19 protein-coding genes are annotated in these 22907 nt (G+C 70.9%); 13 read left to right on the plus strand and 6 right to left on the minus strand.

Features of this window, described 5'->3' with window-relative positions; translation table 11 throughout:
- Positions 1 to 119 precede the first annotated feature (119 nt).
- Together GGR04_RS17020 and ampC are read right to left on the minus strand one after the other, a co-directional pair.
- The gene (locus GGR04_RS17020) at positions 120 to 980 is read right to left on the minus strand and encodes an urea carboxylase-associated family protein (RefSeq protein ID WP_183201135.1); all 861 of its coding nucleotides are present in this window, start codon (positions 978 to 980) and stop codon (positions 120 to 122) included.
- Between the two features lie 97 nt (positions 981 to 1077).
- Complete coding sequence (gene ampC, locus GGR04_RS17025; protein WP_246393261.1) at positions 1078 to 2247, minus strand: class C beta-lactamase; 1170 nt, start codon at positions 2245 to 2247, stop codon at positions 1078 to 1080.
- Positions 2248 to 2440: 193 nt separating this feature from the next.
- Here ampC and GGR04_RS17030 point away from each other — a divergent pair, with 193 nt between their 5' ends.
- Entirely contained in the window at positions 2441 to 3712 is a 1272-nt protein-coding gene (locus tag GGR04_RS17030; protein WP_183201137.1) for a glycerate kinase type-2 family protein, read from the plus strand.
- A 35-nt stretch (positions 3713 to 3747) separates the two neighbouring features.
- Here GGR04_RS17030 and GGR04_RS17035 read toward each other — a convergent pair whose 3' ends face one another.
- From GGR04_RS17035 to GGR04_RS17045, 3 genes are all read right to left on the minus strand, one after another.
- Positions 3748 to 6051 carry a glycosyltransferase family 2 protein gene (locus tag GGR04_RS17035; RefSeq protein ID WP_183201138.1) on the minus strand — a complete coding sequence of 768 codons (2304 nt, stop codon included), beginning with the start codon at positions 6049 to 6051 and terminating at the stop codon, positions 3748 to 3750.
- Positions 6052 to 6180: 129 nt separating this feature from the next.
- Positions 6181 to 7398: an SMP-30/gluconolactonase/LRE family protein gene (locus GGR04_RS17040; protein ID WP_183201139.1), complete on the minus strand. Its 1218-nt coding sequence runs from the start codon at positions 7396 to 7398 to the stop codon at positions 6181 to 6183.
- A gap of 49 nt (positions 7399 to 7447) precedes the next feature.
- Positions 7448 to 8443, minus strand: coding sequence for an SMP-30/gluconolactonase/LRE family protein (locus tag GGR04_RS17045; RefSeq protein ID WP_246393263.1), 996 nt, complete (start codon positions 8441 to 8443; stop codon positions 7448 to 7450).
- A gap of 359 nt (positions 8444 to 8802) precedes the next feature.
- Here GGR04_RS17045 and GGR04_RS17050 point away from each other — a divergent pair, with 359 nt between their 5' ends.
- The 7 genes from GGR04_RS17050 (at position 8803) to apnL (ending at position 17224) form a co-directional block, all read left to right on the plus strand.
- Positions 8803 to 9741, plus strand: a complete 939-nt coding sequence (locus tag GGR04_RS17050) for a D-ribose ABC transporter substrate-binding protein (protein WP_183201140.1) — start codon at positions 8803 to 8805, stop codon at positions 9739 to 9741.
- A 205-nt stretch (positions 9742 to 9946) separates the two neighbouring features.
- Complete coding sequence (locus tag GGR04_RS17055) at positions 9947 to 10597, plus strand: DUF2291 family protein (protein WP_183201141.1); 651 nt, start codon at positions 9947 to 9949, stop codon at positions 10595 to 10597.
- Positions 10594 to 12168: a sugar ABC transporter ATP-binding protein gene (locus GGR04_RS17060; RefSeq protein ID WP_183201142.1), complete on the plus strand. Its 1575-nt coding sequence runs from the start codon at positions 10594 to 10596 to the stop codon at positions 12166 to 12168. The genes GGR04_RS17055 and GGR04_RS17060 overlap by 4 nt, the downstream gene beginning before the upstream one ends.
- A complete protein-coding gene (locus GGR04_RS17065) occupies positions 12165 to 13232 on the plus strand; it encodes an ABC transporter permease (RefSeq protein WP_183201143.1) in 1068 nt (355 codons plus the stop codon). The genes GGR04_RS17060 and GGR04_RS17065 overlap by 4 nt, the downstream gene beginning before the upstream one ends.
- Before the next feature lie 130 nt (positions 13233 to 13362).
- A complete protein-coding gene (locus GGR04_RS17070) occupies positions 13363 to 14190 on the plus strand; it encodes a phosphogluconate dehydrogenase C-terminal domain-containing protein (RefSeq protein ID WP_183201144.1) in 828 nt (275 codons plus the stop codon).
- A gap of 74 nt (positions 14191 to 14264) precedes the next feature.
- Entirely contained in the window at positions 14265 to 15296 is a 1032-nt protein-coding gene (locus GGR04_RS17075) for a Gfo/Idh/MocA family protein (protein ID WP_183201145.1), read from the plus strand.
- A gap of 5 nt (positions 15297 to 15301) precedes the next feature.
- Positions 15302 to 17224: a D-apionate lactonase gene (apnL, locus tag GGR04_RS17080; RefSeq protein WP_183201146.1), complete on the plus strand. Its 1923-nt coding sequence runs from the start codon at positions 15302 to 15304 to the stop codon at positions 17222 to 17224.
- Positions 17225 to 17253: 29 nt separating this feature from the next.
- Here the strand turns inward: apnL and GGR04_RS17085 are convergent, their stop codons facing one another.
- Positions 17254 to 17964 carry a transcriptional regulator NanR gene (locus tag GGR04_RS17085; RefSeq protein WP_183201147.1) on the minus strand — a complete coding sequence of 237 codons (711 nt, stop codon included), beginning with the start codon at positions 17962 to 17964 and terminating at the stop codon, positions 17254 to 17256.
- Between the two features lie 130 nt (positions 17965 to 18094).
- Here GGR04_RS17085 and oiaX point away from each other — a divergent pair, with 130 nt between their 5' ends.
- From oiaX to GGR04_RS17110, 5 genes are all read left to right on the plus strand, one after another.
- A complete protein-coding gene (gene oiaX / locus GGR04_RS17090; RefSeq protein ID WP_183201148.1) occupies positions 18095 to 19402 on the plus strand; it encodes a 3-oxo-isoapionate-4-phosphate decarboxylase OiaX in 1308 nt (435 codons plus the stop codon).
- Positions 19399 to 20727, plus strand: coding sequence for a four-carbon acid sugar kinase family protein (locus GGR04_RS17095; RefSeq protein ID WP_183201149.1), 1329 nt, complete (start codon positions 19399 to 19401; stop codon positions 20725 to 20727). The genes oiaX and GGR04_RS17095 overlap by 4 nt, the downstream gene beginning before the upstream one ends.
- 76 nt (positions 20728 to 20803) lie before the next feature.
- Positions 20804 to 21469: a maleylacetoacetate isomerase gene (gene maiA, locus GGR04_RS17100; RefSeq protein WP_183201150.1), complete on the plus strand. Its 666-nt coding sequence runs from the start codon at positions 20804 to 20806 to the stop codon at positions 21467 to 21469.
- 233 nt (positions 21470 to 21702) lie between these two features.
- Positions 21703 to 21912 carry a cold-shock protein gene (locus tag GGR04_RS17105; protein ID WP_183201151.1) on the plus strand — a complete coding sequence of 70 codons (210 nt, stop codon included), beginning with the start codon at positions 21703 to 21705 and terminating at the stop codon, positions 21910 to 21912.
- A 315-nt stretch (positions 21913 to 22227) separates the two neighbouring features.
- The gene (locus GGR04_RS17110; RefSeq protein WP_183201152.1) at positions 22228 to 22767 is read left to right on the plus strand and encodes an MOSC domain-containing protein; all 540 of its coding nucleotides are present in this window, start codon (positions 22228 to 22230) and stop codon (positions 22765 to 22767) included.
- Positions 22768 to 22907: the final 140 nt, after the last annotated feature.

A 22907-nucleotide genomic window follows, 5' to 3' on the forward strand; every position in this document is an offset into this window, starting at 1 on the left:
TTCGATGACGCGATCTCTAGCCCCCGGCGGCCCATGGCAGACTGAACGGGCACGTTCAGATTGGGTTCAGCCGCCGCGCGGCCGCCCGCCTCTGGACGGCCCCCTCCCCGAACGCGTCGTCAGACCCCGTGGCTCCGATCGTAGGCGTTGCGCGCCGGCGGCCGCCAGCCGTCCGGCCGGCGCTCGGGCCGGTAGATCTCGACCTCCAGCGGATGGCAACGCGCCGCGTCGGACGAATGCGTGGCCGAGCAGTCGCCGCCCGGGCAGGCCGAGAGGCAGCCGAGGAGATCGATCTCGGCGAAGAATTCGAGATGGTCGCCCGGCCGCACCGGGCTCGCCTTCATGAAGTACTGGCCGGTGTCGCGCGTGAAGCCGGTGCACATGAAGACGTTGAGGACGTCGTGGACGAGATGCTCCACCGCCTGCGGCGCGAGCCCGGCATGGCGCGCGAGGGCCCGCGTCAGGTTGGAATGGCAGCAGTGATGATAGAGGTCGCCGCCCGACAGGAGGGCATGGGTGTAGGGGTCGCAGCGCGTGCCGATGACGTCGTGCACCGAGCCGCCGAAGGCGTCGAACCCGTACCAGCCGAGCGTGTCGTCGGTGATCGTCGCCATCGGCCGAAGATAGGGAAACGACGAGAAGAGCTGGTCGCCGGCGCCCAGATGCGTGCCGTTGAGGGCCCGGGTCTTGCCGCTGTAGAAGCGTTCCTCGATATCGTGGGCGTTGAAGAGGTTGAGATCGCCGACCTGCGGCCCCTCCACCGAGACGATGCGGAAGACATGCCCCGCCGGCACCGTCCAGCTGCCGCCCTCGCGCGGCGCGATCCGCAGCCGCTCCACGAGTTCCATCCCGCCGCGCGCCGCGCGGTAGGCTGCGAGATCGGGCCGCGGCAGCGTCTCCACGGGATAGCAGACCACCGGCGCGACCTGCCGGCGGGCCTCGGCATCCGCCGGCGCGGCGGTCGCGGTCTGGGGTCTCATGGGTCGTCTCCCGGAACTGAAGGCCGCCCGCGGCGGCGTCGGTCAGCCCATAAAGCGGAACCGCCGACGGAGAAAGACCTGGGCCCCCTGGCCGGTCTCAGTCCGGCAACGCCGCCTCGATCGCCTCGATCAGCTGCCGGGTCGCCTCGGCGCGAACCTCGTTGGGAGTGTTGCGGTTGGCCAGGACGACGATGCCGAGCTTCTCGCCGGGCACGAGCGCCACATAGGAGCCGAAGCCGCCGGTGCCGCCGGTCTTGTTGAGGAACACGCCCTTCGAAGCGGGCGCCAGCGGCGGGTCCAGCCGCCGCACGGGCTGCACCGTCAGCGCCATCGCGCTCGAATTGCCGGCCTTCAGCCGTTCGGCATCCACCGGCCAGGGATACTGCTCCCAGACGAGGTCCTGGACGAAGGGCTGCGTCTCGAAGACGCCGGTGCGCGTTCTCGCCAGCGCCGCCGAGATCTCGTCCGGCACTTCCACCGTGCCGAGATGGGCCGCGAGGAACCGCGTCATGTCCTCGACGCTCGACTTCACGCCGTAGGCTTCGGCGTCGAGTACGCCGGGATTGACCCGGACCGGGCGGTTCGCGTCCTTCGTATAGCCGAAGGCGTAGCGGTCGGCCGCCTCGGCCGGCACTTTGATGAAGGTGCTCGCGAGGCCGAGCGGCTCGAACAGCCTCTCCCGCGCGAGTTCTGGATAGGGCTGGCCGAAGCGTTCGGCGGTGATCTGCCCGAGGAGACCGATGCTGACGTTGGAATAGGAGCGCGACGCGTTCGGATCGCCGGTCGGCTGGAACGTGCGTAGATAGGCCGTCAGCGGCGCGCCGGCGTCGCCGACCGAATCGGGCACCTGCAGCGGCAGGCCTCCCGTGGTGTGCGTGGCGAGATTGAGGAGCGTGATCGCGTCGAAGGCCGAACCGCTCAAGGCGGGACGGTGGTTCGACACGCTGTCACCCAGCGACAGGAGCCCGCGCTCCTCCGCCAGCGCCGCGAGCGCGACGTTGAACAGCTTGCTCACCGAGCCGAGCTCGAAGATCGTCCGAACCGTGACGGGCGCGTGGGTGGCGCGCACCGCCTCGCCCGCCGTGTAGAAGAACGTCTCGCCGTCGATCGTGGCGCCGACCGCGAGACCGGGAATGTCGTGGGCCGCCACCACGGGACCGAAGACCTTCGCCGCGATCGCCCGGAACTGGTCGGGCGTGAGCGCGGCTGCGGGCGCGATGCCCGCGACGGCGGCGATCGCGGCGGATGCGATGAGGGAACGGATCAAGGGAGCCTCGTGTGCTTCATGGTCGCGGGACTTAAGACGGGGCAATATGGCGATCGAGCGTCGAGCCCCGCCGCGCCGCACCGCGGCCGATGCGGGAAAGCCTCTTGGCAAGGCGGCGCGCCGATGATCTGCCAGAAGGCGCCGTTCGCCGCGCGAGGAGCGACGGGCCCAAGCGAACAGGGAATCGCCGACGATGAACCAGCCGCCCTGCGACCAGACCGATTCCGCCCTCCTGCGAAGCCTCTTCGCGGCGGCGCTCGCGAGCGCCATGCCGGCCGGGCGCTTCGCGGGCCGGCTGCCGCCCCCGCCGCGCGGGCGCACGATCGTGCTCGGCGCCGGCAAGGCCGCGGCCTCGATGGCGGCGGCGTTCGAGGCCGCGCTCGATGAAGCCGGTTGGCCCGGCCGCTGCGAGGGGATCGTCGTCACCCGCTACGGGCACCGCGTGCCCACCCGCCACGTCGAGGTGGTGGAGGCCGCCCATCCCGTGCCCGACGGGGCGGGCCAGGACGCGGCGCGCCGCATCCTGGCGCTGGCGCACGGCGCGGGGCCGGACGATCTCGTGGTGGCGCTCGTCTCCGGCGGGGCCTCCTCGCTGCTCTCGCTGCCCGCCGCCGGCGTCACGCTCGCCGACAAGCAGGCGCTGAACCGGGCGCTGCTGCGCTCGGGCGCGCCGATCCACGAGATGAACGCCGTGCGCAAGGCGCTCTCGGCGATCAAGGGCGGGCGCCTGCTCGAGGCGGCCCGGCCGGCCGAGGTCGTGACCTACGTCATCTCCGACGTGCCCGGCGACGACGTGGGCGTGATCGGCTCCGGCCCGACCGTTCCCGACCAGACCGATCCCGGCGCGGTCGAGGCGATCCTGCGGCGCTACGGCCTCTCGCCCGAGGACCGCGTCCGGCGGGCGATGGAGGCGAACCGTCTTCCGCCCGCCAGCGACGACGCCGCGCCGGCCCGAATCGAGATGCTGGCGACGCCGCGGATGGCGCTGGAGGCGGCGGCCGAGGCGGCGCGCGTCGCCGGCTGGGAACCGGTGATCCTCGGCGATGCGTTCGAGGGCGAGGCGGTGGAGGTCGGACGGGCGCATGCGCGGCTGGCGCTGGATCTCGCGCCCGCGCGGCCCACGGTGCTGCTGTCGGGCGGCGAGACCACGGTGACGATGTCGGGCTCGGGCCGGGGCGGGCGCAACGGCGAGTATCTCCTGGCGCTGGCGCTGGCGCTCCGCGGGCGCGCCGGCATTTCGGGCATCGCCTGCGACACCGACGGCATCGACGGGTCGCAAAGCAATGCCGGCGCCTGGTTCGACGCAGATCTTCCGGCCGACGCCCGCGCCGCCGGCGTCGATCTCGCCGACCATCTGGCGCGCCACGACAGCTTCACCGCCTTCGAGCGCCTCGGCCGGCTGGTGACCACCGGCCCGACCTTCACCAACGTCAACGACTTCCGCGCGATCCTCGTGCGGCCCTGACGCCGGGGCCCTTCGACGCCGAAGGGGCGAGGGCGTCAGCGCAGGTGCGCGACCCGCAGCCCGAACCGTTTCTGCGGCCGCTCCGCATAGCGGACGGCCGTCTGCGACCAGTCCATTCCCGCGCCGTAATGCGGGTCGCCCTCGCGGATCATCGCCGCGTAGCGATCGAGGAAGCGCGCGGTGTCACCGGGGTGCTCGACGCCGCCGCTCGCCTTGCGCGTGAGCGATTCGTGGTGGAAGGCGACGACGCCTCCGACATAGGTCGAGGCGAGCCCTTGCTCCCCGATCCGCAGGCAGAGATCGGTGTCGTTGAAGCCGATCGCCAGCGTCTCGTCGAAGCCGCCGACCGCCTCGAAGGCCGGCAGCGAGACCGCCATCAGTGCCGCGGTCACCGCGCTGAAGTCCCGCGTGACGACGAGCGAGCTCATGGGCCCGGGCAAGCGCGGGCCGCCCTGCGGGCCAACCGACTCCTCGAAGCGGGAGACGTGGTCGGCCGGCCCCGTCAGCCCGACCACCACGCCGGCATGCTGGATGCGCCGATCCGGGTAGAGGAGACAGCATCCGGTGACGCCGACGTCGCCCCAGGAGAACGGCTCGATCATCCGGTCGAGCCAGTCCTCGGTGATCAGCTCGATGTCGTTGTTCATCAGGACGACGTGGCTGTAGCCCCGCCCCGACACGTGATCGCGGATCGCGGCGTTGTTGATCGCCGAATAGTTCCACGGGCCGACATGCGGCACCACCGAGATACGCCCCGCCGCCTGCGCCTCGCTGAGAAACCGCAGCGTCGCGGGGTCGTCGCTCTGGTGGTCGATGACGAAGATGTCGGCCGGGGTGCGGTTGGCGCTGGCGCGCGCTTCGATCGAGGCCAGGCACTGGCGCAGGATCTCGTGGCCGTTCTTCGTCGGGATGACCAATGCGACACGCGCGCCCGGTGGCAGCGGCGGGCGGATCTCGAGTTCGTTGAAGTTGACGCCGGGGCCGACCTCGAAGGCGGGCCATGGCGTGCGGCGCGCGAGGAAGGCGCGCACGGCCTCGCTCGTGTTGCGGTAGACGTCGTCCCGGGCGGCATGGCCGAGGCTCGCCTCGTGCGTGCGCCAGAAATACAGCAGCAGCGGGATCTGCACCACCACGCGGGCCTCGCCGACGCAGCGCAGGAAGAATTCGACGTCGTGGGAGACCTTGAGCCGCTCGTCGAGACCGCCGACACCCAGCGCCAGCGAGCGCCGGACGAAGATCGGATGCACGATGTAGGGGTGGCTGAGATAGTAGCGAAGGTCGAAGCGGCCGCGCGTCTCGATCTGCCGCACCACCCGCATCTCGGCGTCGGTGATCGCCTCGTCGGCGAAGACGATGTCGGCGTCCTCCGCCGCGCTGGCCGCGTGGAACGCCTCGACGAGATGGCGCTCCAGCCGGTCGTCGTGATCCACGACGAGCACGAAATCGCCGGTCGCCGCCCGGATGCCCGCATTCGTGGCGGCGGCGGCGCCGACATTCTCGGGAAGGGCGAGGATGCGGGCCTGGGGCATCGCCTGCGTCGCCTCGCCGAGCGCCCACGCCTGCTCCTCCTGTGGGCCGTCGAGGACGAAGATCGCCTCGAAGCCGGCATCCGTCTGGTTCGCGAGGCTCTCGACCAGCTGCGCGAGCCAGTCGAGCGGCGTGCGGAAGACCGGCACGACGATCGTCAGCGAGGCCGGCCGGCCCGTGGCCGCCGCGCAGAGGCGCGCGATGATCTCGCGATTGACGATCGAGGTCCGCCGAAGAACCCGGTCCACCCCCTCCTCCATCTCGCGGCGCTCCGACCAGACGGACGGGTTCATCGCCTCGACCGCGCGTCGGCGCAGTTCGGCCCATCCGCGGTGGCGGAGATCGGATCGAAGCGAGCGCAGGTCCTCGCCGAGCCTCATGGGCCGCCGCGTGCGCTGGCCGAGCCAGGACCGCAGGCGCCGGGCCCGCCAGAGCGTCGTCGAGGCGCGCTGCAGCATGGCGGGCCCGAGCGCGATCTGCGGCACGCCAGCGACGCTGAGCGTCAGCACGGGCCGGCGCTCGTCGCCAAGCAGGACGAAGAAGAAATCGATGCCCGACCGCCGGGGCTGGACCGTGACGCGGATGCGACGCTGCTCGTCGCCGAACTCGGCGCGAAGGCGCGCCGAGACGGCCGCCTCGCTCAGTGGCATCTCGATCGACAGCCGATGCAGCCCGTAGGACGGCTCGTTCGGAAACCCCTCCAGCACGAAGTCGAGATCCTCGAACCGCGTGTCGTAGAGGGTGACATCGCCCTCGCGTCGACCTTCGTTGCGGTCGGCGAGCGGGCGCAGGGTGAGGGGAACCGGATACATCGTCATTCCATCGGGCCGCTCGGCACGGGGAGCGGCCGGTTCGTCGGTTCGCTTCCTAGCAGCCGAGCATCGCGGGTCAAAGCGGGGGGCGGATGCCTTCCCGGCCGATCTGCCGGCGGGCACGGCCGCCTATTGCGCGGGGCCGGCGTCGATGCGCACCCGCAGGATCGCGTAGGGTGGGCGCTGGAGATCGCGGCCCTCGTTGTATTCGGGGCGCCGGTTCACCTGCGCACCGGAGACGTAGAGCCAGCCGTCAGCGGTGATGGCGATCGTGTCGGCCCACACGAGGCGCGGGTCGGTGCGGACGATGGTGATCGTGCCGTCCTCGTCGCGCCGGCCGACCGCATTCAACTCCTGCATCGCCAGATAGACGCGGCCCTCGGCATCGCAGCCGAGGCCGCCGGTGAAGCCCTTCTCGCCGAGATCCTCGACGCCGGCGGCAACGGCCGCGTCGCTCGCCGTCTCGTCCAGGAGATCGGCGGTGGCGACGGCGTAGAGATGGCGTCCCATCAGCGGCGCGTAATAGAGGCGTGCGCCGTCGGGGCTGAGCGCGATGCCGTTGGCGCCGCCCTGTACGCCTTGCGCCGGCGCGCCGGGCGCACGGCGCGTCATCACCGGCCGTCCCTCGACGATCTTGAGAACGCCGGGCTGCGACTGCGTGCTCGCATGGCCGTGGAGCCGGCGCGCGACGCGGCCCGTTTCGAGATCGACGGCGAGGATCGCGCCGCGGCCGTCCTGCCCTTGGTCGGTGACGAAGGCCTGCGCGCGCCCATCCTTCGTGTCGACGCGCAGGTCGTTGAGCGAGGAGGTCGGCACGATGCCGGAACTCAAGGGGATCGTGCGGTCGATGCGGTCGCTCGCCAGATCGATCCGCACGAGCTTCGCCCCGCCCGGCGCGGGCGGACCGCTGCCGTTCGGCAGGCCGGCGTCGAGCAGCCAGAGACCGCCGTCCGTGTCGAAGACGCCGTTGGTCACGTGGAGGAGACGCCCTTGCGCCTCGGCCGCGTCGGCGGCGTTGGTCGCGAGATCGGGATAGGGCGCGACGCGTCCGTCCGCGAAGACCTCGCCCACCGTGTAGGGCTCCGTCCCGGTGAAGCGCGGCATCATCACGAAGACGCGGCCGCCGGGCGAGATCGCGAGGCCGGTCGGGGTGGAGGGCGCGTCGGCCAACAGCGCGAGTTCCATCGCCGGGCCGGCTGCGGCGGGCGAGGCACGGGCGGCCAGCGCGGCGTCACTAAGCGCCGGCGCGGGGCTCGGCGAGCCCGGCGTCTGCGCCCGCGCCCCGCGCGCTAGCGGCAGGGCGGCGAGACCGGCGAGGGCTCCGGCGAGAAGGCGGCGGCGGTGCATGGGCGATGTCCTTTTGCGAAATAGGCGGGAGGGGCGGCGTCGGAGCCTGCTAGCGGGTCTCGATCGCGAGGCCGGCGACGTCGAGGTCGAGGGCGAGGACCCGCTCGCCCTCCGCCACGAAGAGGCGGCGCCCGTCCGGCCCGCCGAAGGCGACGTTGCCGGTGGCGGTCGCCGTCGCGAGGCGCCCGAGGCGGCGCCCGTCGGCGGCGTGGATGCGGATGCCGTCTTGAGATGCGACGTAGACCCGCCCGTCGCGGTCGACCGCGAGCCCGTCGGGCACGCCGGCTTCGAGCGCGGCGAAGACGCGGCCCGGCCCGACCCGGCGGGCGTCCTCGATCTCGAAGGCCATGACGGCGCGCCCGCCCTCGGGATTGGGCCCGCCGCCGCTCTCCGAGACGTAGAGCGTGCGCCCGTCCGGCGAGAAGACGAGGCCATTCGGCTGGTCGATCGCCTCGATCATCGCCTCCAGCGCGCCGGTCGCGGGGTCGATGCGGTAGATCCGGCGCGCCGCCTGCTCGGGCTCGGCGACGATCCCCTCGTCGGGCTGGGTGATGCCGTAGACGGGATCGGTGAACCAGATCGCGCCGTCGGGCGCGAGCGCGGCGTCGTTCGGCGAGTTCAGCCGGAGCCCCTCGAAGCGCTCGGCGAGGACGGTGAGCGTGCCGTCGGTCTCCTGCCGCACGACCCGCCGGCCCCGGTGCTCGCAGGTGACCAGCCGACCTTCGGCGTCGAGCACGTTGCCGTTGGCGTTGTTCGAGGGATCGCGGAACGGGCGCACGGCCCCGTCCTCGCCCACCACGGCCATGCGGTTGCGCTTCACGTCGGAGAAGACGAGACCGCCGAGCGCCGGCGCCCAGCAGACGCCCTCGCACCAGAGCCCGCCCTCGTGGATCGTGCGCCAGGCTGCGTCCGGCCGCACGATCGCGGCCATCTCGGGATCGTCCACCCGGACGATCGACGCGGCGGACGAGACGCTCGGGCGCGCGAGCGCGCCGAGGGGCAGCGCGGCGAGCGTGGCGAGAACGGCGCGGCGGGACATCGTCATGGGCGGTCTCTCGTCGGGGTCGGCGGCGAACGGCGATTGGGGCGTCACGCCTCTCTGTCGGGCGAACGCAGGAAGCGGCGGCGAGTTCGCCGGCATCGAACCCAAGTTCGTGAGCGACGACGGGACGCCTCGCCGCCCCGTTCCGTCGGCCTGCCGGTCGCTCCCGAGCACAGGACTCTGGCAATCTCCACGAACAGGCGACCAAGCATGTCATTATACCAGTTGACGTGTGCCGGAGAGCGCGGGATAAGAAGCGCGCGGGTTGGAGCTGGGAGGCGGCCCGCGGCCGAGGGCGCGACGTGCGGACCGCATGAGGCGGCGCGCAGCCCCTCGAGTCGACGCGATCCGGGAGGACCTCGATGTTCAAGACGTTTCTGACGACCACGGCCGTTGCCGCCGTGCTGGCGTTCGCCGCGCCGCTCTCGGCCTCGGCCGCCGACCTGATGGCGATCATGACGCCCAGCCACGACAATCCGTTCTTCAAGGCGGAGTCGGAAGGCGCGGCGGCGAAGGCCAAGGAGCTCGGCTTCGAGACGCTGATCCTCGTCCACGACGACGACGCCAACAAGCAAAGCCAGATGTTCGACACTGCCATCGCGCGCGGCGCCAAGGCGATCGTCCTCGACAATGCGGGCGCGGCCGCCACCACCGCCGCGGTGCAGAAGGCCAAGGACGCGGGCATCCCGACCTTCCTCATCGATCGCGAGATCAACGAGACCGGCATCGCCGTGTCGCAGATCGTCTCGAACAACTATCAGGGCGCCCAGCTCGGCGCCGAGGAGTTCGTCAAGCTGATGGGCGAGACCGGCCCCTATGCCGAGCTCGTGGGCCGCGAGGCCGACACCAATGCCGGCATCCGCTCGGGCGGCTACCACGACGTGATCGACCAGTATCCGGACCTGAAGCTCGTCGCCAAGCAGTCGGCCAACTGGAGCCAGACCGAGGCCTTCGAGAAGATGCAGACGATCCTGCAGGCCAATCCCGAGATCAAGGGCGTGATCTCGGGCAACGACACGATGGCGATGGGCGCATGGGCGGCGCTGGAAGCCGCCGGCCGCAAGGACGTGATCGTGGTCGGCTTCGACGGCTCCAACGACGTGCGCGACAGCATCAAGGCCGGCGGCATCAAGGCCACCGTGCTGCAGCCCGCCTACCGTCAGGCGCAGCTCGCGGTGGAGCAGGCCAAGGCCTATCTCGACACCGGCAAGACCGGGGCGGAAGAGAAGCAGCTGATGGACTGCATCCTCATCAACGCCGACAACGCGGCCAAGCTGGAAACCTTCGCGCTGAAGGATTGAGGCCGTCTCGCTCCCCGGCAGACCGCGCGGGAGCGAGCCTGACTTTCGGGATGGTCGGCTCGCTCGTTCGCGCCGGCCGTCTCCGCCTCGCGAGCCGGAGGCGACGAAGCGCCAGGCGGGCGGGTCGCCCCCGCCGGCCTCGCACGATCCCCCTGCCGGCCCGCCCACCTGGCGCGACCCATCCAACCCATCGAGCGACCCGGCCATGCCCCAGCCTCTTCGATCCCCAGCCCTGGCGCTCGCGCTCCTTGCTCTCGCGCTGCCTGCCTGCAAGTTCGTCGACACGGCCGAGCTTGCCGCCCGGCGCCAAGCCGCCGCCGCGCCCACCGCCTCGGCCTCGGGCACCGCGCTCTACGGCGCCAAGGTCGTGCCCTACATTCTCGAGAAGGCTGCGCCCTACGGCGCCATCCGCGACGCCGTGAAGGCCGGTCTGCCGACGGCGGGCGAAGAGTTCGGCTACCGCGAGGTCAAGGAGGGCGAGCCCTTCAACTTCCTCGCCCGCGTCACCGGCACGATCGTCTCCGCCGACACCAAGTCGCGCGCCGCGACGGCGCTCGTCGACACCGACGGCGACGGCACCGGCGACGTCACGATCCAGCTCGGCCCCGTCATCAAGGGCACCTCGCTGCGCGACGCCCTGCCCTTCGTCACCTTCACCAGCTACGCCAACCAGATCGAGTTCGCCGACGTCGCCAAGGCCTTCAACAATCAAGCCTTCGACACCGCGCTGAAGGACCTGCCGCGCGACGCGCTGGCCGGCCAGAGCGTCGAGGCGGTCGGCGCGTTCACGCTGAAGAGCGCCGGCGACAAGGTGCTGCTGACGCCGGTCTCGGTGAAGCTCGGAGCCGGCGCGTGAGCGAGGCGCCCCATCCCGACGCCGCCGGCGACATCGTCCTCTCCGTGCGCGGGGCGACGAAGGTCTATCCGGGCACGCAGGCGCTGAAAGGCGTCGACTTCGACGTGCGGCGCGGCGCGGTCAACGTGCTCGTCGGCGAAAACGGCGCCGGCAAGTCGACGCTGATGAAGATCATCGCCGGCGTCGAGCAGCCGACCACGGGCGAGGTGATCCTCGACGGCCGGCCGATCGCCCTGCCCTCCACGGCCGCCGCGCGGGCGGCCGGCATCGGCATCGTGTTCCAAGAGCTCAACCTCTTCCCGAACATGACGATCGCCGAGAACATCTTCATCGGCCGCGAGACGACGCGCGCCGGGATCGACATCGACATGGACGCCCAGCGCCGCGTCGCCGGCGATCTCCTCCGGCGCCTCGAACACGTCAATTCGCCCGACACGCTCGTCGGGGACCTGCGCATCGGCGAGCAGCAGATCGTCGAGATCGCCAAGGCCCTGGCGCAGGACACGCGCATCCTCATCATGGACGAGCCGACCTCGGCGCTCTCGGCGGCCGAAGTCGACATCCTCTTCCGCGTCATCGGCGAGCTGAAGGCGCAAGGCGTCGCCATCGTCTACATCTCGCACCGGCTGGAGGAGCTGGTGCGCATCGGCGACTTCATCACCGTGCTGCGCGACGGGCGCATCACCGGTTCGCGCGCCATGACCGACGTCGACGTGCCCTGGATCGTGCGCGCCATGATCGGCGCCTCCTCCAAGGACTTCGCCAAGACCGTCCACCACGAATTCGGCGGCGAAGTGCTGCGCGTCGAGGACATGACCCTGCCGCGCAAGGCCGGGGGCTTCGCGGTGGACCACGTGTCCCTGTCGCTCAAGCGCGGCGAGATCGTCGGCATCTACGGGTTGATGGGCGCCGGGCGCACCGAGCTTCTCTCCTGCATCATGGGCCGCGAGGACGCCGCCACCGGCGCGGTCGTGCTCGACGGCCAGCCGCTCAAGGACCGCACGGTGCACGGGCGCATATCCAAGGGCATCGCGCTGATCCCCGAGGACCGCAAGGCGGAAGGGCTCGTGCAGATCCTCTCCGTCACCGAGAACATGAGCCTGTCGTCGCTGAAGAGCTTCACGACGCTCTTCCATCTCGACGTCGGACGCGAGCGCCGCTCCGTCGCCGACTTCGTCAAGCGCCTTGCGGTGAAGGTCGCTGGGCTGGAGAGCCCGGTCTCCTCGCTCTCGGGCGGCAACCAGCAGAAGATCGTGATCGGCAAGGCGCTGATGACCGGGCCGAAGGTGCTCCTGATGGACGAGCCGAGCCGCGGCATCGACATCGGCGCCAAGGCCGAGGTCTTCCGCGTCATGCGCACGCTCGCCACCGAGGGCCTCGGCATCCTCTTCGTCACCTCCGACCTCGAGGAGGTGATGGAGCTGTCGGACCGCATCATCGTCATGTCGAACGGCCGCGTCACCGGCGACCTGCCGCGCGCCGACGCCACCGAGGAGCATGTCGTCGCCCTCTCCGCGGCCGGCCACGCCCCCCGCACCCATCTTCCCGCCAGCGCGGAGACCCTCCCATGACCCTCGCTCCCGCCGCCGCGCCCGCCGCGCGCCAGGAGGTCTCGCCCGCCCTCGTCCTTTTGAAGGCGCGCACCTTCATCGCGCTCATCGCGGTGGTCGCCTTCTTCTCCTTCGCGGCGCCGAACTTCCTGTCGACGGCCAATCTCGTGATCATGGCCGAACACGTCGCGCTCAACGCCTTTCTCGCCATCGGCATGACCTTCGTCATCGTCACCGGCGGCATCGACCTCTCGGTCGGCTCCATCGTCGGCCTCTGCGGCATGGTGGCGGGCTGGCTGGTGCTGAACGGCGTCGAGATCGGCTTTCTCGGCCAGACCGTGTTCTTCAACACTGCCGAGATCGTGGGCATCACGCTCCTCGTCGGCGTGCTGGTCGGGGTCGTCAACGGGCTCCTGATCACCCGGCTCAACGTCGCGCCCTTCATCGCCACGCTCGGCACGCTCTACGTCGCGCGGGGGCTCGCCCTCCTCTCTTCGGACGGCGCCACCTTCCCGAACCTTCGCGGCTCGGCGGAATGGGGCACGCAGACGTTTCCGCTGATCGGCGCCGGCACCGTTCTCGGCGTGCCCGTGTCGATCGTGACGCTGGTCGTGGTGGGGCTCGGCGCCGCCTATCTCGCCGCGCGCACCCCGCTCGGGCGCCACATCTACGCGGTCGGCGGCAACGAGCGCGCCGCGGCGCTGTCCGGCATCCGGGTCAACCGGACGAAGATGTTCGTCTACATGTTCTCCGGCTTCTGCGCCGCGATCGTCGGCCTCATCGTCGCCTCGCAGCTCGTCGCCTCCCATCCCGCCACCGGCGAGACCTTCGAGCTCAACGCCATCGCCGCGGCGGTGCTCGGCGGCACCTCGATGTCGGGCGGGCGCGGTCGGATCGGCGGCACGATCATCGGGGCCTTCGTCATCGGCATCCTGTCGGACGGGCTGGTGATGATGGGCGTCTCGTCCTTCTGGCAGACCGTGATCAAGGGTCTCGTGATCATCGCCGCCGTGGTGGTCGACCAGTTCCAGCAGCGCCTGCAGCAGCGCATCGCCCTCCAGCGCCAGGCGGCGCTGGGTCGTTGAACCCGCCCAATTCCGGTCGGAATTGTCGCCTGCGCAATTGCGACCGGAATGGTCGCCCGGGCGATCGCGACGGGGATCGTCGCGCTCCGTCCTCCACCCCAGCCTTCGCATTCCAGAGAAAGAAGCAGCCATGACCAAGATCGCCCTGTTCGGGGCCGGCGGCAAGATGGGCTACCGGCTCTCCTCCAACCTCAAGGGCTCGCGTTTCGAGGTCGCGCATGTCGAGCTCAGCCCCGCGGGGCGGGAGCGCCTGAAGACCGGCCTCGGCTTCGACTGCGTGCCGGCGAGCGACGCGCTCGACGGCGCCGAGGTGGTGGTGCTCGCGGTGCCCGACACGGCGATCGGCAAGGTCGCCGCCGGCATCGAGGCGGATCTGAAGCCCGGCACGATCGTCGTGGTGCTCGACGCCGCCGCCCCGTTTGCCGGCCACCTGCCGGTGCGCCCCGACCTCACCTATTTCGTCACCCATCCCTGCCATCCGCCGATCTTCAACGACGAGACCGACCCGGCCGCCAAGCGCGACTTCTTCGGCGGCGTCGCCGCCAAGCAGCACATCGTCTCCTCGCTGATGCAGGGGCCGGAAGAGCACTACGCGCTCGGCGAGGAGGTCGCCAAGGTGATCTGGGCGCCGGTCATGCGCTCGCACCGCATCACGGTGGAGCAGATGGCGCTTCTGGAACCCGGCCTGTCGGAGACGGTCTGCGCCTCGCTGCTCGACGTGATGCGCGAAGCGATGGACGAGGTGGTCCGACGCGGCGTACCGAAGGAAGCGGCCCGCGACTTCCTGCTCGGCCACATGAACGTCCTCGGCGCCGTGATCTTCGAGGAGACGCCCGGCGTCTTCTCCGACGCCTGCAACAAGGCGATCGAGTTCGGCAAGCCGGCGCTGATGAAGGACGACTGGAAGCGCGTCTTCGAGCCGAAGGAGCTCGCCGATTCCATCCAGCGCATCACCTGACGGCGCGCCCCCTTCCCGTCGCCCCGGCCGATCCGGGGGCGGCGGGCGACATCGATGTTTCACGGAGTGACGGCATGACGACCCTCGGCGGCGCCCTCATCGGCTGCGGCTTCTTCGCGGTGAACCAGATGCACGCCTGGGGGCAGGTGCCCGGCGCGGCGATTACCGCGATCTGCGACCGCGACCCCGCGCGGCTCCAGGCGGTGGGCGATGCGTTCGGCATCGCCGCGCGCTACGCCGACGCCGAGACCATGCTGCGCGAGGTCCGGCCGGACTTCGTGGACATCGCCACGACGGCGCAGAGCCACCGGGCGCTCGTGGAACTCGCCGCCTCGCTGAAGATCCCCGCCATCTGCCAGAAGCCCTTCGCGCCCACCATGGCCGACGCGCGCGCGATGGTGGAAGCCTGCGAGAGCGCGGGCGTGCCGCTGATGGTGCACGAGAACTTCCGCTGGCAGAGCGCGATCCTCGCGGTGAAGCGCGTGCTGGACGAGGGCACGATCGGCACGCCCTTCTTCGGCCGCGTGTCGTTCCGCTCACGCTACGACGTGTTTTCCGGCCAACCCTATCTCGCCGAGGGCGAGCGCTTCATCGTCGAGGATCTCGGCATCCACGCGCTCGACGTCGCCCGCTTCCTGTTCGGCAATGCCTCCGCGATCACCGCGCGCACGGCCCGCGTCAATCCGGCGATCCGCGGCGAGGACGTCGCGACCATGCTGCTCGCGCATGCGGGCGCGATGACGAGCGTCGTCGACTGCTCCTATGCGACGCTGAACGAGGAAGAGCTGTTTCCCCAGACGCTGGTCGAGATCGACGGCGACGCCGGCTCGCTGCGGCTGGGAGCCGGCTATCGGCTGAGTGTCACCACGAGCGCCGGTGCGCGCCACGAGGACGTCTCGCCCGAGCTTCTCCCCTGGGCCTCGCGCCCCTGGCACAACATCCAGGAGAGCGTCCTCCTCATCCAGCGGCATTTCGTCGACTGCCTGCGCGAAGGGCGCACACCCGACACGTCCGGCGCCGACAACCTCAAGACCCTGGCGCTGGTCGAGGCCGCCTATCGCTCCGCCGCAACCGGGCGCACCATCGATCCCGCCCGCGAGCTCTGACGAGAATGGACGCCGCCACCCGCTTCAAGCTTACCGGCACGGCCGAGCTGCCGCCCGCCGTCCGGCGCCTCGCCGCGGGCGACCTCATGGTCGATCTCGTCGCCGGCGGCCTTCGTGCCCTGTGCTGGCGCGGCGTCGAGGTGCTGCGCTCGGTCGCCTATGTCGTGATCGACCGCGACTGGGGCACCTATGCGCCCGAGATCGAGGATCTCGCGGTGGAGGAAAGCGAAGCCGGCTTCGCGGTGCGCTACCGCGCGGCCTGCCATGCCGCGGACGGCGCGACGCTGCGCTTCACTGCCGAGATCGTCGCCGACGCGGCGGGTCGTCTCACGTTTGCGGTGGAGGCGGTGCCCGACGCCGCCTTCGAGACCAACCGCTGCGGCTTCTGCATCCTTCATCCCGTAGAGGCGCTCGCCGGCCGCCCGGCCGCCGTCACCCATGTCGACGGGAGCGTGGAACGCTCGCGCTTTCCCGATCTCATCGAGCCCTGGCAGCCCTTCCAGAACATGCGCGCCATCGCCCACGAGGTCGCGGCGGGCGTCGTCGCCACCTGCAAGATGGAGGGCGACACGTTCGAGATGGAGGACCAGCGCGCCTGGTCCGACGCCTCCTACAAGACCTATGTTCGCCCGCTCGCGCTCCCCTGGCCCTACAAGCTGCCGGCCGGAGAGACAAACCGGCAGCGCGTGGTGCTGGAGATCGCGGGCACGGCGTCGGCAACGCCGGCCGCACGCCGCACGACGGCCAACGATGATCCCGTCGCCGTCACGCTCGACGAGGCCGCCGGTCCGCCGATGCCGCGCTTCGGCGTCGCCGTCGCGCCGGACGAGGTCGAGGCCGCGCTCAAAGCCCTGCCGCATCTTCGCGCCCTCGCGCCCCGGCACCTCCTGCTCCACTTCGATCCCGTGGCCGGCCACGGCGCCCGTGAACTCGCCGCCCTCGCCCGCCTCGCCGACGCGCTGCCCGAGGCCGCGATCCACCTCGAATGCGTGGTCCCCGGCGTCGATGATCCCGCCGACGAGCTGCCTATGCTCGCCGCGCTCGTTCGCGCGAGCGGCCTTCGCCTCGATGCCGTCGTCGTCGGCCCCTCCGTGGACCGGCAATCGACGCCGCCCGGCAGCGACTGGCCGCCCTGCCCGCCGCTGGAGGATGTCTATCGCGCCGCTCGCGCCGCCTTTCCCGGCGTGGCGCTCGGCGGCGGCATGTTCAGCTATTTCACCGAGCTCAACCGCAAGCACGTGCCGATCGAGGGTCTCGACTTCGTCACCCACGCCACCTGCCCGATCGTCCACGCCGCCGACGACCTTTCGGTGATGCAGACGCTGGAGGCCCTGCCCTTCGTCACCCGCTCGGCGCGCGCCATCATCGGGCCCAAGCCCTACCATCTCGGCCCCACCACGATCGGCATGCGGCAGAACCCCTACGGCTCGCGCACCATGGCGAACCTCGAGGGCCGCCGCATCGCCATGACCGGCGACGACCCGCGCCAGCGCGGCCTCTTCGCCGCAAGCTGGCTCGTCGGCATGGCCGCCCGGCTGGCAGGGAGCGACGTCGCGGTGTGGACGGGCGCCGCCTTCGCCGGGCCGCGCGGCCTTCTCGCCGGCGACGGCGTGGTGCCGCAGTTTCACGTGGGCCGCGCGCTCGCTGCCCTGTCGGGCCGCCCGCGCCTCGCCGTCGTCTCCGGCGACCGAACCCGCATCGACGGCTTCGCGGCGCGGCGCGGCGACGGCGCGGCCGAACTCTGGCTCGCCAACCTCACCGACGAGAAGCAGACGGCGCAACTCGGCGACGCTTGGGCGGGTGCCGCATTGTCCGTGCTCGACGCCGCCAGCTTCGAGGCCGCGGAAGCCGGCTCGATACCTTCGCCGCGGCCCGCCCCTGCCCGCCTTGCGCTCGGCCCCTACGCCGTCGCCCGGCTGGTGCAATGAGAGCCCTCGAACGCCGTCATTCGCGCGCCTCAGCCGGCGTGCACGTAGAGCGCGCGCGAGCGTTCGAGATGGCGCACCATCGCCGCCTCCGCTCCTCCTGGGTCGCGGGCGCGGATCGCGGCCACGATCTCCTCGTGCTCGACCAGCGTCAGGTTCTCCTTGCCGGTCCAGATCAGCATCTCCGTGTGATACTGCTTCAGCCAGCCGAGCATGGATTCGGCCACCGCCTCGAAGATCGGGTTGCCGGGAATGGCGGCGATGCGCTGGTGGAAGCGCATGTCGGCGGCGATGAAGGTCTCGGCCTGGCCGAGCGCCGCGCGCTGCGCGAGGAGAAGCGCTTCCAGCGCCGCGACGTCCGCCTCGCTCGCCCGCGCCGCCGCCTGCACGACGAGGCCGCGCTCGAAGAAGATGCGGGCCTCCTTCAGGTGGTCGAGCGCGGCCGGCGAGGTCTGCAGCATGATCTCGGCGGCGGCGTCCACCTGCCCGAAGAGCGAGCGCGGCGTCATCGCCAGCACGCGGGCGCGCTCGCCATGCGAGATCGCGAGGAGCCCGATCTGGCTCAGCGCCTGCATGGCCTCGCGGATCGCGGGCCGCCCGACGCCGAAGCGCTCCATCAACTCGCGCTCGGAGGGCATCGCGTCGCCCGGCTTCAAGTCGCCGGCGGTGATCATCGCCCTCAACCGCGCGAAGACCTCGGCCGAGAGCTTGCGGCGGACGATGGGTTCGGCGGGAGCGGACATGAGGTCGGGGTCTCCGAAAGAGCCAGGAGACGGGAACCGCAGCCGTGCGTCCGTCCGCTTGGTATGCTGACAATACCAGAGAAGCCGGACCGTTCGATAGACCCGCGCACGCCGGGGAAGGACAGATAGGATGCGGGACGAAATCGTCGTCACCTACCGGATCGAGACGACCGGCAGCGTCGAGACACTGGCGGAGAAGATCGCCAGCGACCAGTCCACCGGCACGTTCACGCCGCTCCCCGGCGAGACGCCGGCGCTGAAGGCGCGCGTCGGGGCGCGCGTCCTGGGGGTGCGCGATCTCGGCACCACCGCGGAAGCCGGCTTCGGGCGCGAGGCCGCCGGCAGCGACGAGCCGTACCGCGTCGGCGAGGCCGACATCGCCTATCCGATCGAAGCCGTCGGCGTCGATCTCGCGGCGTTGATGACGATCGCGATCAACGGCGTCTACGCCATCAAGGGCTTCACGGGCATCCGCGTCACCGGTCTCGCACTGCCGTCGGCCTTCGGAACCCGCTATCCCGGCCCGCAATTCGGCACCGAGGGCACCTTCGCGCTCACCGGCGTGCCGCGCGACCGGCCGATCATCGGCACGATCGTCAAGCCGGCGCTGGGGCTTCGCCCCGACGAGTCGGCCGCGATGATCCGCGAACTCGCGGAGGCCGGCGTCGATTTCGTCAAGGACGACGAGAAGCTGATGAGCCCGGCCTATTCGAGCCTGGAGGCCCGCGTGAAGGCGGTGATGCCGGCGATCCTCGACCACGAGCAGCGCACCGGCAAGAAGGTGATGATGGCCTTCGGCATCACCGCCGCCGATCCCGACGAGATGATGCGCAACCACGACATCGTGCTGGCGGCCGGCGGCAATGCGGCGGTGGTCAACATCAACTCGATCGGCATGGGCGCCATGCTGTTCCTGCGCAAGCGCTCGGGGCTGGCGCTGCACGCCCATCGCAACGGCTGGGACATCCTCACCCGGCATCCCGCGCTCGGGCTCGATTTTTCCGTCTACGAGACGATCTGGCGGCTGCTCGGCGTCGACCAGTTCCAGATCAACGGCATATCAGCCAAATACTGGGAATCGGACGCTTCCTTCGCGCGCTCCTATGCCGCGCTGCAGCGCCCGCTGCCGCCGCTCGCCGAGCGCCCGCTGCCCGTGGTCTGCTCGGGCCAGTGGGGCGGGCAGGCGCCGGAAACCATCCGCGTCACCGGCGGCTCCACCGACCTCCTCTATCTTTGCGGCGGCGGCGTCGTCAGCCATCCCGGCGGCCCCGGCGCGGGGGTACGCGCGGTGCGCCAAGCCTGGGAGGCGGCGCGCGCCGGCATCCCGCTCGAAACCTACGCCCGCGAGCATCCCGAACTCGCCGCCTCGCTGGCGAAGTTCGGCCCCGCCCCCGCTCCCGCCGAAGGCCCTGCCCCGACCGAAAGCATCACCCGATGACGACGCCGCTCCTTCTCGCCTTCTACGGCGACGACCTCACCGGCTCCACCGACGTGATGGAATCGCTGGCGCTGAGCGGCGTCGAGACCGTGCTCTTTCTCGACCGGCCGAGCGAGGCGCAGCGCCGTCGCTTTGCCGGCGTGCAGGCGCTCGGCATCGCCGGCACCAGCCGCTCCGAGACGCCGGACTGGATGGACCGGCATCTCGCGCCCATGTTCGCATGGCTGGCGGAGCAGGGCGCCGAGCACGTCCACTACAAGGTGTGCTCGACCTTCGATTCCTCGCCCGAGATCGGCAATATCGGGCGCGCGATCGAGCTCGGGCGCGCCGCCTTCGGGGGCCGACCGGTGCCGATCGTCGTCGGCGCGCCGCAGCTGAAGCGCTACACCGCCTTCGGCGAGCTCTTCGCTGCCTTCCGCGGCGAGGTCTTCCGCATCGACCGGCATCCAGTGATGAGCCGGCATCCGGTGACGCCGATGCACGAGGCGGATCTGCGGCGCCATCTCGGCGCGCAGACCGCGCTCGCGATCGCGCTCGTCGATGGCCGGGCGATGGGCGAGGAGGCCGATGCCGCCGCCGACGCCGCGCTGGCGGGCGATCCCGGCGCGATCCTCCTCGACGTTCTCGACGCGCGCACGCAAACCGCCGCCGGGCGCCAGCTCGCTCGTCTCGCCGATCGCGGCTGCCGCTTCGTGGTCGGCTCGTCCGGCGTCGAATACGCGCTGACGCAAGGCTGGGCGGCGGCGGGCTGCATCGCCGGCACCGCGAGGTTCACGCCGCTGCCGCCGGTGGCGCGCCTCGCCGTCGTCTCGGGCAGCTGCTCACCCACCACCGAGCGCCAGATCCGCGAGGCCGAGGCGCAGGGGTTCGACGCGCTGGCCTTCGATCCCCGCGGCTTCGTCGCGGGCGACACGGCCGCGATCGCGGCCTTGCAGGCGGACGCGCTCGCACAGCTCGCCGAGGGCCGCTCGCTGATCGTCCACACCGCGCTCGGGCCGTCGAGCGATCTCGGCGAGGCCCTCTCCGGCCAGGACGGAGCGCGCCACGCCATCGCGCGCGGCCTCGGCCGCCTCCAGGCGCGCCTCGTCGCCGAGGCGGGCCTCGGGCGGGCGGTGATCGCGGGGGGCGACACGTCGAGCCACGCGCTGCGCGAACTCGCCGTGCACGCGCTGACGCCGCGCCTGCCGCTGGCGCAGACGCCGGGCTCGCCGGTCTGCCTCGCCCATAGCGACGACCCCGCCTTCGACGGGCTGGAGATCGCGCTGAAGGGCGGGCAGGTCGGGCACGACGACTATTTCGTGCGGCTTCGCGACGGCATCGCCTGACGAGCGGTGCCTCTGGACGCGGGAGGCCGGGCGGCTAGTTGGCAGCGCAGAAATCCCCGAGAGGAAGCGCCCGCCGATGACCGTCCAGCCCGAATTCGAGCTCTATTCCTTCTGGCGCACCTCGGCGACCTACCGCGTGCGCGTCGCCCTGAACCTCAAGGGTCTGACGGCGCGCGAGCGCGACGTCGACCTGATCAAGGGCGAGCAGCGCGACCCCGAGTTCCTGAAGCTCAGCCCGATGGGCGCGATCCCCGCGCTGGTGGAGCCCGGCCATCCCGCGATGACGCAGTCGACGGCGATCCTCGAATATCTCGACGAGATCGCCCCCGAGCCGCCGCTCCTGCCGGCCGATCCGCGCGGGCGGGCGCGGGTGCGTTCGATCGCCGCGATGCTCGCCGCCGACACCCACCCCCTCATCACGCCGCGCGTGCGCGGCTATCTGACGAAGGAGGCTGGCTTCGACGACGCGGCCTGGAAACGCTGGCAGATCCAGTGGTTCACCACGGGCCTCCAGGCGGTGGAGGCCCGCCTCGCCGCCGAGGCAGAGACGGGCGACTTCTGCCACGGCGACCGGGTCACCCTCGCCGACATCTGCCTCGCCAGCATTCCCGCGGTCATGAAGATCTTCGCGATCGAGGTGGCGGACATTCCGACGATCGACCGGATCATGGCGCGCTGCGAGGCGATCGAGGCCTTCGCCGCCGCCGATCCCTACCGGCAGGCGGGTGCGCCAAGCCGTTGATCGCGTTCGACTTCCGCATGTTCGGGGAGCGGACGGGCTAAAATAAATCGGCGGACGGCTTGCCACGGCGGCGGCGAAAGCGCATATCAGGGCAGTCGATAGACGGCCGGACAGTTTGGCCCTCCGCTGCATCATTGGCAGCGATAGCTCATCTCGTTTCTTCCTGATGCTTCGATGACAACGGGACGCAAGTCTGCGGCCTGATAGAACTTTGATATGTAGAAAGGTATCCCATGGCTACGGGAACCGTTAAGTGGTTTAATGCGGACAAGGGCTTTGGCTTCATTGCTCCGGACAATGGCGGCCAGGACGCCTTCGTTCATATCAGCGCCGTCGAACGGGCTGGCATGAGCAACCTGCAGGACGGACAGAAGATCTCGTACGAGCTCGTCTCCGACCGCAAGACCGGCAAGATGTCGGCCGACAACCTTAAGGCTCTCTGAGCCCAAAGGGGATCCTCGGATCCCCCGGTCAAGCCTCCCGCAAGGCCGGCTTGATACACGAATTTGCTCCCGCGACGCTGACCACGGATGTACTGGCAGTTCAGCGACGGAGCGATGTGCGACGGGCCCGCTTGAAAAAGCGCCTGTCGCCCCGCGAACCCCGCGCTCTCACGAGTGGCGGGGTTTTTCGCGTTATGATCGAAGTGGTGGAGAACGGTTGTCTCCTGCAGGTCGAAGCAGATCGAACCGCTCGAAACCCAGTCTGACCCGATGAGCCCAATTGGCCCAGACGAACCCGATTGGAAGGAGCGTGACATGGCCGTCGTTCATCGTGTCGCCCGCGACGACACGCACCGCTTTTCCAAGACACCGGTGGCCGAGATCCGACTTCTCGCCGGCCTCGGCGTCGAGGGCGACGCGCATCTGGGCGAGCGGGTTCAGCATCGATCACGCGTCGCGGTGGACCCGGAGCAACCCAACCTGCGGCAGGTGCATCTCCTGTCGCTCGAACGGCTGGAAGACCTCGCCGCCGCAGGGTTCGACGTGGCACCTGCCGCGCTCGGCGAGAACGTCCTGACCGCCGGCGTGGATCTTCTCGCGCTGCCGCTCGACACGCGCCTGCGGCTCGGCGACGAGGCGGTGGTCCGGGTCACCGGGTTGCGGAACCCCTGCGCGCAGATCGAGCGCTTTCGCCCCGGTCTCCTGGCGAGGCTCGTCGGGCGCGACGACGAGGGACGCGTGATCCTGCAGGCGGGCATCATGGCGGTGGTGGAAACGTCCGGCACCGTGAGACCGGGCGACCCGATCGTCGTCGATCGCCCCGCCCCGCCGCACCGGCGCCTCGAGCGGGTGTGACGCGACACCGTTGCTCAAGCCGCAAGCTCGTCCTCGCCGTCGCCCTCCCGCGGGGACTGTGACGGCGCAGGCGAGACGGCCCGGGCGAGACGGTGGGCGAAGGGCTGGCGACGCCGCGGTCGAGCATCTCGCCGCCGTGC

Origin of the sequence: Aureimonas pseudogalii, from assembly GCF_014196835.1 — a bacterium.
GTDB classification, from domain to species: Bacteria; Pseudomonadota; Alphaproteobacteria; order Rhizobiales; family Rhizobiaceae; genus Aureimonas; species Aureimonas pseudogalii.